Source organism: Photobacterium chitinilyticum, from assembly GCF_004104355.1.
Lineage (GTDB): Bacteria > Pseudomonadota > Gammaproteobacteria > Enterobacterales > Vibrionaceae > Photobacterium > Photobacterium chitinilyticum.
Window position 1 is genome coordinate 58,487 of sequence record NZ_RJLM01000012.1, and the last position, 14,020, is coordinate 72,506.

Consider the following 14,020-nt stretch of genomic DNA (forward strand, 5'->3'; position numbering starts at 1 on the left):
CTATATATTCGATTCAATTCCCCATCGGTTAACGAGAATACACGTGGCGAAACAAATTCAAGCAATTCGAGGCATGAACGACTGCCTACCAACACAATCACCGCTTTGGCACAAAGTGGAAGATACTATTAAGCAAGTAGTTAGCGCATATGGCTATAATGAAATACGTATGCCTATCGTTGAATCTACGCATTTGTTCAAGCGTGCTATCGGTGAAGTGACGGATGTCGTTGAAAAAGAGATGTACACGTTTGACGATCGCAACGGTGACAGCCTGACCCTGCGTCCTGAAGGCACGGCTGGATGTGTTCGTGCGGGGATCCAGAATGGTCTGCTGTACAACCAGGAGCAGCGCCTGTGGTACACCGGCCCAATGTTCCGCCACGAGCGTCCGCAGAAAGGCCGCTATCGTCAGTTCCATCAGTTTGGCGTCGAAGTATTTGGTCTAAATGGTCCAGATGTGGACGCCGAGTTAATCATGATGATGGCACGCTTCTGGCGTGAACTGGGGATTTTTGAGCACGTTCGTCTGGAACTGAACTCAATCGGTTCTTTGGAAGCGCGTGCAACATACCGTACCGCACTGGTGGCGTTTCTTGAGCAGCATCTGGATGTACTGGATGACGACTGCAAGCGCCGCATGCACACCAACCCGCTACGTGTGCTTGATACTAAAAATCCAGCTGTTCAGGAGATTTTGGTCGACGCGCCTAAACTGTCTGAGTACTTAGATGAAGAATCTAAGCAACATTTTGCCGGTTTATGTGAACTATTAGACGCTGCTGGTATCGAATATCAAGTAAATGAACGTCTTGTACGTGGTTTAGATTATTATAACCGCACTGTATTTGAGTGGGTCACCGAAAGCTTGGGTGCTCAGGGTACCGTATGTGCCGGTGGTCGTTACGATGGTCTGGTTGAGCAGCTTGGCGGTAAAGCAACCCCAGCGGTTGGCTTTGCGATGGGCCTTGAGCGTCTGGTTTTGCTGATGGAAACTCTCGAGCTGACCGATGTACGCCGCTCGGTAGATGTTTACATAGTAACTGCCGGCGAAGGTACTATGATGGCTGGTATGAAGCTGGCAGAAAAATTTCGCGAAGAAGTACCGGGCCTGCGCGTAATGAGTCACTTTGGTGGCGGTAGTTTTAAGAAACAGTTTAAACGTGCCGACAATGTTGGCGCTGCTATTGCACTTGTTCTTGGTGAGAACGAGATTGCCGAAAACACGGTGGTTGTTAAAGATCTTCGTGGTGGCGAGCAAACAACCATGGCACAGGACAGCGTAGCAGCGAAGCTTGCAGAATTGATTTAAGAGAGGACAGGAAGTGGACGTCAACATCACAGAAGAGCAACAGGTTGAACAGATTAAGGCTTGGTGGAAAGAGAACGGTAAAGCCGTTGTTCTAGGCGCTGTGATTGGTCTGGGGGGCCTGTACGGCTGGCGTTATTATCAGGGTGAAGTACAGGCAGGCAAAGAGCAGGCATCAGATGCTTACACTCAGGTGATAAACCGTCTGGAAAGCGGCAGCACTGACGCTGTGGCGGATGTTCAGGCTTTCATCACCGCTCATGAAAGTAGCCAGTATTCAGTGCTGGCTGCGTTGCAGCTGGCCAAGGCACAAGTGATGCAGGGTGAGTTGGATGCAGCTGCCGCGCAGCTGAGCTGGGCGATTGGCAATACTCAGGACGAAGCAATCTTACCGATTGCGCAGACACGTCTTGCCCGTATCTATGCCGAGCAGCAGAAGTTTGATTTGGCGATGGCAGAATTGGATAAGGTTTCAGCCGAGAGCTGGCAGGCTAAGGTTGCCGAACTACGCGGGGATGTGCTGTTGCAAAAAGGCGATGCTATTGCTGCCCGTGAAGCATATGTGCAGGCCCAGCAGTTGGGCGAATCGCCTGCGCTGAAGATCAAACTTGACGATCTGGCGCAGTAAGGTTGATATGTATGCAGAAGGTTTTGAAGCAAGCCGTATCCGTCGCATTGGCTGTTGGCATTCTTGCTGGCTGCGCCGGCGAAGAAGACACCATACAGATGGCGCCATTGCCGCAGGTTGAAAGTTCCTTTTCTCCTCAGCAAAGCTGGTCTCAATCTGTTGGTGATGGCGTCGGACATTATTTTTCTAAGTTGGCTCCTGCAGTCGGTTACGGCAAGATTTTTGTCGCCGATCGCAGTGGGTTAGTGAAAGCGCTGGATCCAGAAACAGGTAAGACTCTCTGGGAACAGGACTTGGAAGCCGAGATAACAGCGAAGCTGGCCGGTGGGATAGCATTGTCCTACGGTAAGCTGTTTATTGGTTCCGAGAATGCGGAAGTTATTGCCCTAGATGAAGAAACGGGCGAAGAAGCTTGGCGTACTACCGTCGAGGGTGAAGTGCTTGCCAAACCTCTTGTAGATGAAGGCCTTGTTGTTGTTAATACCAGTCGCGGTATCTTGCAGGCGTTGGATGCCGATAACGGTGAACCTAAATGGCAGCTTAGCAGCGAAGTGCCAAACCTGACATTGCGCGGTGATAGTTCACCTGTTGCGATCTCTGGCGGTATTTTCTGGGGCCAGGCTAATGGCCGACTTGCCGGTGCATTGATGAACAATGGCCAGATGTTGTGGCAGCAACCTGTTGGTTCGCCGAAAGGCGGAACAGAAATAGACCGTCTGGTTGATGTTGATGCTACCCCGATTATTGCCGGTGAGCGTCTGTACGCGGTTGGTTATAATGGTAACCTGGTATCAATTGAACTGCGAACCGGTCAGGCGGCCTGGAAGCGTAGCTACTCGTCTGCGACAGATTTCGTTATTGATGGCAGCCAGCTATATTTAGTAACAGATAAAGATCATGTGGTTGCGGTTGATATCCGAAGCGGCACAGAGCTATGGCAGAATCAACACCTTGAGCATCGTCTGCTCAGTGCACCTTCTGTTATTAATGGTTATGTCGTTCTCGGTGACAGTGAAGGGTATCTTCACTGGCTCGATCCGGACACCGGTGATTTTGTTGCTCAACAGGCTACCGATGGTAGTGGGATTGCTATTCCGCCACAGCCGCTGAACGACGGGTATCTCGTCGTGACACGGGATGGACGTATTAACAAAATGCAAATGCCGTAAATTGTCGGTATAATGCGCCCGTATAAAATTTGTCGGCTCCTGCTGTGTCATACAGTCAGGAGCCGTTATCGTTATATCCATTCACTATATTATTGTCGGGTGAAGGAAGTCCAAAGAGGCTGCTGGAGACAAGAATGAATGGAAAATATGTCATTAAGACTATGAAAAGTAAGAGGTAGTTATGATTCCTGTTGTTGCCCTTGTCGGGCGCCCGAATGTGGGTAAATCGACGTTATTCAACCGTCTTACCCGTACAAGGGATGCGCTGGTTGCAGATTTTCCTGGCTTAACAAGGGATCGTAAGTACGGTAAAGCTGAGCTCGAAGAGCACGAATTTATTGTTATCGATACCGGTGGTATCGATGGAACCGAAGAAGGTGTTGAAACCAAAATGGCTGAGCAGTCATTGGCTGCTATCGAAGAAGCCGATGTTGTGCTGTTCATGGTTGATGGCCGAGCAGGTTTGACCCCAGCCGATGAAGGTATTGCCAAACACCTTCGTAGCCGCGAAAAGCCGACTTTCCTTGTGGTTAACAAGGTTGATGGTATTGATGCCGACAGTGCCTGTGCTGATTTTTGGAAGCTGGGCGTGGATGAAATGTTCCAAATGGCAGCGGCTCAAAACCGTGGGGTTACGGCCCTGATGGAACGTGCACTGGCACCGTTTGCAGAGTCACTGAAAGCATCTGAGGATGAAGACGGCGACATTGTTGAGCTTGATTCGGTTGAAGATATTGAAAAAGCCAACTTGTCGGAGGAAGATGCAGAGGCGGCCTATAAGCGCCTGCAGGAGCAGCCGATTAAGCTGGCAATTATCGGTCGTCCGAATGTTGGTAAATCAACCCTGACGAACCGTATTCTCGGTGAAGAACGTGTCGTTGTGTACGATATGCCAGGTACAACGCGCGACTCTATCTATATCCCGATGGAGCGAGATGGTCAGGAATACGTCCTGATTGATACTGCAGGTATTCGCCGCCGTAAGAACATGCACCAGGCCGTAGAGAAATTCTCAGTGATTCAAACGCTGAAAGCGGTTGAAGATGCCAACGTGGTGCTGCTTATTATTGATGCACGTGAGAATATCTCGGATCAGGATCTGAGCTTGCTGGGTTATGCTCTAAATGCCGGTCGTTCTCTTGTTATTGCTGTTAATAAGTGGGACGGACTGGATAACGAAGTGAAAGAGCGCGTTAAGTCTGAACTGGACCGCCGTCTTGGTTTCGTTGATTTTGCCCGTATTCACTTTATTTCTGCTCTGCACGGAACCGGTGTTGGTCATTTATATGAGTCAGTACAGGAAGCCTACCAGTCAGCGACGAAGCGTATCAGTACCTCGATGCTGACTCGTATCATGCAGATGGCTCAGGATGATCACCAGCCGCCGATGGTACGTGGTCGTCGAGTGAAACTAAAATATGCACACGCTGGTGGTTATAACCCGCCGATCGTTGTTGTTCACGGTAACCTAGTGAATGAACTTCCGGGTTCATATAAGCGGTATCTGATGAACTATTACCGTAAGTCGCTGGAAATGATGGGTACGCCAATTCGTATTCATTTCCAGAGCAGCGAAAACCCATTTGAAGGTAAGAAGCAAAAGCTGACTGTGTCTCAAGAGCGTCAGCGCAAGCGTCTAACCAGCGTAATTAAAAACCGAGACAAGTAAGCGTAGTATCTGTACGCGGAGTGATCTTATATCGCTTTCTGTTTCGAGAAACCCAGCCTTAGGTTGGGTTTTTTTATGCGTTGGAGTTTGTATATTGGTATAAAATACCGAGATTACATGTAGCTGCAAAGGAAAGACAATGTCAGGTGTTACCCCAACCCAAGTGTTATTTGCCAAACAACAGTGGCAAGCGATGGCTGAAGTTCAGTTATGTATTCCAGCCGAGCAAGAGGGAAGTTGGTTGGTAACCGATCAGACCCCTTTTCATCCTGTTAGCCACATTTGGCCTGACCATCCTGCCGATCAGGGTGTGGTCATTATTGATGGCAAATGCCATGATGTTGTCGGCTGCTATACGGGAGCTGTTGATCTGGCTACCGGCGAACTGTATGTCGGCGCTGCTATCCCCGTTAAACGCGATACGGAAGGTTGGGCATTTGTCGTTGTTCATCATATTCAACCTGTTATGGAACTTGTTGTCGGCAGCCAGGTTGAGCTGATAGTTGATAAAATCTATCAGCAGGCGCTGAGCCGAGGGCACAGCGGAGGACACCTATCTTCATTGGCATTGAATAAGGTGCTGCATCATGACTTCTGGCGTAAAGATGCGTCACGCAAAGATGAATTAGGGCACTACGACTTTCATAGCTACGCTCAGATCCAAAGCCGTGTTTCGGAAGACTGCAGTACGGATACCTACCGTCTGGGCAAAACGTTGCGTAAAAGAGGCCTGAATAGTGCTGATCTTCTGCAGCGCCTGAGCGAGGTAGAGGCCAAGGTTAATCAGCAGCTGGAAGTATGGCGTCAGGCTGGTGCTGCCGTGATGATACGTTGCGAAGGGAAGGCGCTGACCGATTCAAGATACTGGCTTTGTGAGATTGAAAATGGAGTGCTGATTGAAATTCCGTGTGGCGGAACACATATTCAGTCTCTGACCGATTACAGCAAGCTGGAGGTTGAGTTTCAGCAAGTCAGCGACCAAGAGCTGGTGATGCTAACCAAAACAGATGGCTAAATGCTACCGCGATAAATGTGCAGGCAAGAAATGCATCGGAGTGATTTATTTCTTGCTTGATCTTCTCGTTAAACTCAAAAGAATAAGATATATATATCGCCACAAATCCAAAAACAGAACATGTAACTTATGCTTTCGGGATGTGTATTGATAAATGTTCTTTTGATACCTGATCGCTGATCACCGTGGCTTTTTAAGTTGATCAACAGATTCACGAACGATCAAGCTGCCTGAAAATAAATCAACTTCGCTGATCTTATCCCCTTTTAACAGTCGCATTGCTTGCTCAATAGCGGTTTGTGCCATGGCATCTACCGGAAGCATGATGCTCGATAGGCTAGGTATCAAGAATGGGCCTGCAGGATCGTTGTCAAAACCCATCACTGAAATTTCTTCCGGTACGTTGATGCCTGCCTCGTGCAATGCGCGGATGGCACCCATCGCCATGCTGTCATTGGCAGCAAAGAGAGCACTGAACGGTTGATTGCTGTCAAGCAGGGCCTGACAGGCGTGATAACCGCTTTGGGTGTAATAGTTGCCGTGATATATACCGCAAAGCGGCAGATGATGCTTGGCCAGCGTATCTTTGAATCCCTGTAGTCGCAGGCTGGAATTAACCGAGTTTTCAGGGCCGCTGATGCAGGCAATCTTGTTGTGCCCCTTTGCAATTAAAAACTCAGTGGCATTACAGGCAGCCTGATATTGGTCGAAACAGATACAGCGCGGCTCAAAACCTTCGACCATCTGGTTTATCACAATCAAAGGAACTGGCAGGCTTTCCATGAGCGTCTTTAGTTTTTCGGCGGGCATTTTTCGGGTGTAGAGGATAACTGCGTCGACTTTGCGTTCGACCAGACTGTGGATGGCTTTCTCCTCTGACTGCGGGCTGTGGCCGCCATCCATGATCAGCAGCTGTTTCCCGTCATTGGCGCTGGTTTCAGATGCCTTGCGCATTAGGCTGCTGAAATAGGCACCTTCAAAGGCAGAAACAACCAGCCCCAATGTATTGGTACAGTTGGTCGCCAACGCGCGGGCCAGACTATTGGGCTTGTACCCTAATGTGTTTATGGCTTGATAAACGGCATCGGCAGTGGATTTTTTGACTTGTCCGGTGTTGTTGAGCACACGGGATACCGTGGCTTTGGAGACTCCGGCAAGCTTACATACATCGTTAATCGTTGCCATGGGTAAATCGATTCCTGAAGATAGTGCCAAACTGAAAGGGTAATGCCCGAGCAAAGCACGAGATGGCGTATTGTCGGGCATGATCCTTGTTTGGATCAACAATGATTTATCTTTTGTTGAGTGGTGCTATCGAGTCACGCCATTCGACTGGATCACTTTTTGATACCAGAAGAATGATTTCTTGCGTTGACGTGTCAGCTCTTTATCGCGATCGACATAGACAAAACCATATTGTTTTTGGTATCCGTTTAGCCAGCTAAGCAAGTCAATGAAAGACCACGGATAGTAGCCACGTACATCGATGCCTTGCTTAATCGCTGATTCAGCGGCAGCAATGTGGCTCGACAGGTAATCGATACGCGGGTTGTCAAGTACTTCACCGTCTACGATAGGATCTTTGGCTCCCAGTCCGTTTTCGGTGATATAGAAAGGAATATCGCCATAGCGCTCTTTCAGCCGCATCATGCCGATGCAAAGCCCTTCTGGATAAATTTCCCAGTCCCAGTCGGTATAGGTTGATTCGGGGTTGTGGACGAACTTGAACAGTCCCTTGAAGCCAAATGCTTGTCCCGACCCTTTTGTGCCTGTGGTATTGATTGTGGTGTTATCTATATCTGGGTTGGCCGCAACCCATTCTCGTTTGTAGTAATTCACGCCGATAAAGTCACAAATATTGTCTTTGAGCAGTGCTTCATCGTCAGGGGCAAACTCGGGAACGCCCCAAGTTAGCTGAGCCATATTAAGAATATGCGGCGGGTATTCGCCCTTGAGCACCGGATCGTAGAGCCAGTGGGTCAGAAGATCATCGGCCAGTATGCAGGCGGCGATATCTTCCGGGCTATTGGTGATCGGATCATGTGGTTGCATGACGTTTACAAAACCGATTTGGCCATTGTCCGGAATAAGTCCTTGGGCCCGATACTGGCGGAATGTCTTGACGGCTTTGGCATGGGCGATAAAGACATGGTGGCAGGCTTGGATACCGCGCTTGGGATCCGCTAGCCCCGGTGGGTGCGCGCCAGTAAAGTAACCCATACCAATAAAAATCAGGGTCTCATTGAAGGTTGACCAAAGCTCGACGCGATCACCAAACTCGTTATAGCACAAACGGGCATACTGCTCGAATGCATCGATGGTTTTGCGGCTTTCCCAGCCGCCGATGTCTTGCAGGGCCTGAGGTAAATCCCAGTGATATAACGTGATCATGGGTTTGATGCCGTGCTTTAGTAGTTCATCAATCAGGTCGCTGTAGAATTTAATACCAGCGGCGTTGGCCTTGCCATGGCCTTCAGGCAGCAAGCGCGGCCAGCTGATTGAAAAGCGATAGCTTTGCAGGCCAGCCTCCGCCATGAGCGCAACATCTTCCTTAAAGCGATGGTAGTGATCCGCGGCGATATCACCGTTGGTGCCTTCGTGGGTGGTATTTGGCTGGTGAGAAAAAACATCCCAGATTGACGGTCCTTTCCCGTCAGCATCATGGGCACCTTCTATCTGGTAGGCCGCTGATGCAGCTCCCCACAAGAAACTGTCAGGGAACACAGACGCATTCTTTTCTCTAGTCATAGCTGGATTACCTTCGTGATTAATGAACAGGACAGCATTACTCTAGCTTAAAAATGAAACCGGTCACAGAAACCGGTTTCATTTTTATCGGTAGCGTGAACCTGATCGGAAAGATCGTGAAAATGAGATGGATCAAATGGCAATTGTATCTCCTCGCTTTTTCGTTGCGCTATGTTGGTGAATCACCGATTATTGGGGGAATTAACCATTTAAATAGGAAAAAGACGATGAACGAAAATAACTGTCCAGGCTGCCAAAGTCCTCTGAGCTGGAAAGACGGTCAGTATTATTGTGAAGCCTGTCAGCACCCGGTAAAGAAAAAGGCATTTTGTCCCGATTGTGAAGACGAGCTGGAAAAGCTGCAGGCTTGCGGCTCAGCGAGCTATTTCTGCAATCACTGTAATGAGCTGAAGTCCAAGTCTCGTGTCAAAGTGGTTTTCGAGTTCGCTTGATCAATATGATGACTGGTGGTTAACCGTAGCATCTGTATTGGTTTCCCTTACCTTCTTGGTTATATCTGGTTGTATATCTAGCTAAAGAGTCGATACAGACTAATACTTAACAGTGGCAAATCTTGTCAGAGCAAGGTAATCTTCATTGATAATGGTTATCATTACGATACCTGTGTTCACTGATAGGGATTATTGGTATGACATCAGCTTTTCCACTTTTGCAAGTCAACAACCTTTCTGTTTCGTTTCAAATGGAAGATGAAACCGTCGAGGCGGTGAGGAATATTTCATTTCAGCTTGAAAAGGGTCATACGCTGGCACTGGTCGGTGAATCCGGTTCGGGCAAGTCGGTATCTTCCAGCAGTATTATGGGGCTGTTGCCATCCAATGCGGTGATTTCAGCCGAGAGCTCCGTTAGCTTTCAGCAGCAGGAGTTGCTGACGATGTCTGAAAAATCACTGCGACGTGTTCGTGGCGATCGGATTGCGATGATTTTTCAAGAGCCGATGACTTCGCTTAACCCGTATATGCCGATAGGGGAACAAGTGGCTGAAGCGATTGTTTGCCACCGTAAGGTGTCACGCAAAGAAGCCTTGGCCGAAACATTGGCACTATTTAATAAGGTGCAGTTGCCCGAGCCAGAAAAAAGACTGCGACATTACCCGCATGAGTTCTCTGGTGGCCAGCTGCAGCGGATCATGATTGCCATGGCGCTGGCGAATAAGCCCGATATTCTTGTGGCCGACGAGCCAACCACGGCATTGGACGTGACGGTACAGGGTGAAGTGCTGAAGTTGCTGAAAGACATCCAGGCCGAGATGGGAATGGCGATTTTATTTATTACCCACGATCTGGGAGTGGTAAAGCACTTTGCCGATGATGTGGTGGTGATGTGCAAGGGCGAGGTCGTTGAAACCGGGAATGTTCGCCAGATATTTAATGACCCTCGTCACAGTTACACCAAAATGTTACTGGATGCTGAGCCTAAAGCTCATGGACCTTCCGAAGAGACTCACTCATCAAACGTGTTGGAGGCTGAAAACATCAGAGTGAAGTATGTACTGAAAACGAATTGGTTCGGTGTAGAAACGGAGTACCTTGAGGCGGTAAAAGGGATCAGTTTGGCTGTACGCCCTGGGCAGACGGTCGGAATTGTCGGTGAGTCCGGTTCCGGAAAATCAACGTTGGGCAGGGCTTTGATGCAGTTACTCCCCTCTACCGGCAACATTCTTTTCGAAGGACAGAGTGTCCGCACGATGACTGAGAAACAGCGTTATGAACTGAAGCGAAACATGCAGATGGTGTTCCAGGATCCCTATGGTTCGTTGTCGCCGAGAATGACGGTCGGAGAAATTATTACCGAGCCGCTCACGGTGTTTTCTGATTTGACCAAGCAAGAGCGTATGCAGCGTGCCCGTCAGGCATTGGAAGAGGTCCGCTTGGAGCCGAGTTGTATCAATCGCTATCCTCATGAGTTTTCGGGAGGACAACGGCAGCGGATTGCTATTGCACGGGCATTGATCATGGAGCCGCAGTTTATCCTGCTTGATGAACCTACATCAGCACTTGATCGCTCTGTGCAATTGACGGTATTGGAGCTACTGAAAGATATTCAGAAACGACATAATATTGGCTATCTGTTTATCAGCCATGATCTGTCGGTAATACGGGCGATATCGGATGAAGTGATTGTGATGCAGCACGGAGAAGTGGTAGAGCGAGGCACGGCACAACAAGTGTTTGATGCGCCGCAGCAGGCGTATACCCAACGTTTGATTAACGCCTGTATGTTAATTGATGATGTAGCCTGATCGGCGAAGTTAATGTGCTAATCTGATAAATACAGAAAGAAACGCCGTTTTTGCGGCGTTTTTTGATTCTGGCTGTGTAACTTACTCGCTGACGACAGAGCGGATCTCACCGTCAGCCACCTTGGTATGCAAGGTATCTCCGGATTGAACCTGATCAGCACTGCGGATCACTTTGCCTTTATCGTTGCGAGTAATGGAGTAGCCTCGTCCCAAGGTTGCCAGCGGGCTGACTGCTTCAAGTTTTTCTGCGGCCATGGCCAGTTTATGGCTGGCATTGAGCAGGCGACGATCCATCGTATCTAGCAGACGATGATGTGCTTTCTCAAGCCGGTTGCTCTGTAGTTTTAGCGTCTGGGCCGGCGAGTGCAGGGCCAGCTTATGATCGGCACGGCTGATATGCTGTTGGTGATTGCTGAGCAGCTGGTGCATTGCCCGCTCCATCCGGTTCGACAGTTCATCAAGGTGCTGTTGCTGTTGGTTCAGCCGTACTTGCGGGTGCTGGCGGTCTAGCCTGTGTTGCAGCTTCACCACCGTTGCCTGTCTGCCTGTCAGGTAGTGGCGCATTGCATGATGTAACTGCTGGGTTTTCTGGTTGATTTTCTGGATCTGGTGGGTCATATCACGACTGATCAGCTCAGCCGCCGCTGATGGCGTCGGGGCCCTTACGTCGGCAACAAAATCTGCAATCGTGACATCCACTTCGTGGCCGACTGCACTGACAATCGGGATCTGGCTGGCGGCTATGGTTCGGGCAACGATTTCTTCGTTGAATGCCCACAGATCTTCCAGCGAGCCACCACCACGGCCAACAATCAGGACATCGCACTCCTGGCGGGCATTGGCTCGGCCAATTGCCTGGGCGATTGAAATTGCAGAACCTTCACCTTGCACCATCGTCGGATATACGATGATAGGCAGGCCGGGATCCCGTCGTTGCAGAACATTGAGAATATCGTGCAGGGCGGCACCGGTTTTCGAGGTGACGACTCCGACGCGTTTCGGTTGCTCAGGCAGAGGCTTCTTTTGTGACTGGGCAAACAGCCCTTCAGCCGCCAGTGACATCTTTAGTTGTTCGAATTGCTGCTGCAGGCGACCGTCACCTTCAGGTTGCATACTTTCGATGATCAGCTGGTAATCACCTCGAGGTTCATACAGAGAGAGCCTCGCTTTCACTAATACCTGGGAGCCATTGGCTGGTTTAAATGTGACGCGGCGGTTGCTGCCCCGGAACATGGCACATTTGACCTGAGCCCGTGAGTCTTTGAGCGTAAAGTACCAGTGGCCAGATACAGGCATTGACAGATTCGACAGTTCACCGACTAGCCAGACAACGCCCATTTCATTCTCTAGAATGAAACGAACCTGTGCATTAAGGCTGGAAACGGTATAGATACGATCGTTGGATTGGGTCTGTTGGGCGAACATAGTCACGAGGCGAGACACCTGTTATGAGAGGTTAAGTAGTGAGCGAGAAAGTGGTGATAAATGAGTAGGCAGATCATTGGACAGATCTTGGCCGTATTGTCATAACCGTAGCACCGGAAACTTAACCGAAATATATTACGCATCAAGCAAAAAGTGTCAAGAAAAAAAAGTAATTTTTTTGTGGCTAAACGATTGCTCTCCCCGTATAATTTGTTCGCAATATTTTATCCTCCTTTAAACCATAACTCGGTGTGAGATATTGCAATGTTACGTATCAAACAAGAAGCTCTAACTTTTGATGATGTTCTGCTGGTTCCAGCACACTCTACTGTTCTCCCTAACACTGCCGATCTGCGCACCCAGCTAACGAAAAAAATCTCGCTGAATATCCCAATGGTTTCTGCTGCAATGGACACAGTAACCGAAGGGCGCTTCGCGATTGCGTTAGCTCAGGAAGGTGGCATCGGTTTTATCCACAAAAATATGTCTATCGAACAGCAAGCGAATGAAGTTCGCATGGTGAAAAATTTCGAAGCTGGTGTGGTTGCTGAACCTGTAACGGTCAAACCGACTGCAACAATTGCAGATGTGAAAGAGCTGACTGTTCAAAATGGTTTTGCAGGGTACCCAGTCGTATCAGACAACAACGAGCTAGTGGGTATTATTACTGGCCGTGACGTTCGTTTTGTTACTGATCTTTCGATGTTGGTTGAAGATGTGATGACGCCAAAAGGTAAATTGGCGGCGGCAAAAGAAGGAGCTTCACGTGAAGACGTTGAAGCTATCATGCAAGAGCACCGTGTTGAAAAAGTGTTGCTTGTGAATGATGACTTCCAGCTTAAGGGCATGATCACCGCAAAAGATTTCCAGAAAGCAGAACGTAAGCCAAATGCATGTAAAGACGAACGAGGTCGTCTACGTGTGGGTGCTGCCGTTGGTGCAGGGGCTGGTAACGAAGATCGCGTTAAAGCGTTGGTTGAAGCAGGTGTCGATGTATTGCTGATTGACTCGTCACATGGTCATTCTGAAGGTGTTCTTCAGCGTATCCGCGAGACCCGCGAAGCATTCCCTGAACTACAAATTGTTGGTGGTAACGTTGCAACGGCTGCGGGGGCTCGTGCCTTGATTGAAGCCGGTGTAGATGCTGTCAAAGTGGGTATCGGCCCTGGCTCTATCTGTACAACCCGTATTGTTACCGGCGTAGGTGTACCTCAGTTAACTGCTATTTCGGATGCCGTTGATGCGGCTGCTGAATTTGGTGTTCCAGTTATCGCTGATGGTGGTATCCGTTACTCTGGCGACATGTGCAAGGCTATCGTGGCTGGTGCATCATGTGTCATGGTCGGTTCAATGTTCGCGGGTACTGAAGAAGCGCCGGGCGAAGTTGAGTTATACCAAGGCCGTGCCTACAAATCATACCGCGGCATGGGCTCGCTAGGTGCGATGTCTCAAGGCTCTTCTGATCGTTACTTCCAGACCGATAACGCAGCAGACAAGCTGGTACCAGAAGGTATCGAAGGCCGTGTTGCTTATAAAGGCCACATTAAAGAAATCGTTCACCAGCAAATGGGCGGCCTACGTTCAAGCATGGGTCTAACAGGCTCAGCAACGATTGAAGCGCTACGTACTCAGGCTGAGTTTGTACGTATCTCTGGTGCCGGTATCAAAGAATCACACGTCCATGATGTGACAATTACCAAAGAAGCACCAAACTACCGTATGGGTTAATTTTCACCAAGCGCACTGTTGCTTGAGGAAAACGTTTGCCTAAACGGGAAACTTGTATAAGATCGG

Annotated in this window: 11 protein-coding genes; 8 read left to right on the forward strand and 3 right to left on the reverse strand. The window is 49.1% G+C overall.

Annotated elements, in window-relative coordinates; translation table 11 throughout:
- Positions 1-43 precede the first annotated feature (43 nt).
- From hisS to EDI28_RS20605, 5 genes are all read left to right on the forward strand, one after another.
- Complete coding sequence (hisS, locus tag EDI28_RS20585) at positions 44-1,312, forward strand: histidine--tRNA ligase (RefSeq protein ID WP_128785768.1); 1,269 nt, start codon at positions 44-46, stop codon at positions 1,310-1,312.
- A gap of 13 nt (positions 1,313-1,325) precedes the next feature.
- Positions 1,326-1,937 carry a YfgM family protein gene (locus tag EDI28_RS20590; RefSeq protein ID WP_128785769.1) on the forward strand — a complete coding sequence of 204 codons (612 nt, stop codon included), beginning with the start codon at positions 1,326-1,328 and terminating at the stop codon, positions 1,935-1,937.
- 11 nt (positions 1,938-1,948) lie between these two features.
- Positions 1,949-3,106, forward strand: a complete 1,158-nt coding sequence (gene bamB / locus EDI28_RS20595; RefSeq protein WP_128785770.1) for an outer membrane protein assembly factor BamB — start codon at positions 1,949-1,951, stop codon at positions 3,104-3,106.
- 181 nt (positions 3,107-3,287) lie between these two features.
- Entirely contained in the window at positions 3,288-4,775 is a 1,488-nt protein-coding gene (gene der / locus EDI28_RS20600) for a ribosome biogenesis GTPase Der (protein WP_128785771.1), read from the forward strand.
- Positions 4,776-4,914: 139 nt separating this feature from the next.
- A complete protein-coding gene (locus EDI28_RS20605; RefSeq protein ID WP_128785772.1) occupies positions 4,915-5,790 on the forward strand; it encodes an alanyl-tRNA editing protein in 876 nt (291 codons plus the stop codon).
- Positions 5,791-5,970: 180 nt separating this feature from the next.
- Here EDI28_RS20605 and EDI28_RS20610 read toward each other — a convergent pair whose 3' ends face one another.
- Together EDI28_RS20610 and EDI28_RS20615 are read right to left on the reverse strand one after the other, a co-directional pair.
- Positions 5,971-6,975: a LacI family DNA-binding transcriptional regulator gene (locus EDI28_RS20610; RefSeq protein WP_128785773.1), complete on the reverse strand. Its 1,005-nt coding sequence runs from the start codon at positions 6,973-6,975 to the stop codon at positions 5,971-5,973.
- A gap of 126 nt (positions 6,976-7,101) precedes the next feature.
- Positions 7,102-8,538 (reverse strand): GH1 family beta-glucosidase, encoded by a 1,437-nt coding sequence (locus EDI28_RS20615; protein WP_128785774.1) that lies wholly within the window; start codon positions 8,536-8,538, stop codon positions 7,102-7,104.
- A 227-nt stretch (positions 8,539-8,765) separates the two neighbouring features.
- Between EDI28_RS20615 and EDI28_RS20620 the strand changes: the two genes are divergently transcribed.
- Positions 8,766-8,990: a zinc ribbon domain-containing protein gene (locus EDI28_RS20620; protein ID WP_128785775.1), complete on the forward strand. Its 225-nt coding sequence runs from the start codon at positions 8,766-8,768 to the stop codon at positions 8,988-8,990.
- 197 nt (positions 8,991-9,187) lie between these two features.
- Positions 9,188-10,801: an ABC transporter ATP-binding protein gene (locus EDI28_RS20625; protein ID WP_128785776.1), complete on the forward strand. Its 1,614-nt coding sequence runs from the start codon at positions 9,188-9,190 to the stop codon at positions 10,799-10,801.
- 81 nt (positions 10,802-10,882) lie between these two features.
- Here EDI28_RS20625 and xseA read toward each other — a convergent pair whose 3' ends face one another.
- Entirely contained in the window at positions 10,883-12,232 is a 1,350-nt protein-coding gene (gene xseA, locus EDI28_RS20630) for an exodeoxyribonuclease VII large subunit (protein ID WP_128785777.1), read from the reverse strand.
- A 258-nt stretch (positions 12,233-12,490) separates the two neighbouring features.
- Here xseA and guaB point away from each other — a divergent pair, with 258 nt between their 5' ends.
- Complete coding sequence (guaB, locus tag EDI28_RS20635) at positions 12,491-13,954, forward strand: IMP dehydrogenase (protein ID WP_128785778.1); 1,464 nt, start codon at positions 12,491-12,493, stop codon at positions 13,952-13,954.
- Positions 13,955-14,020: the final 66 nt, after the last annotated feature.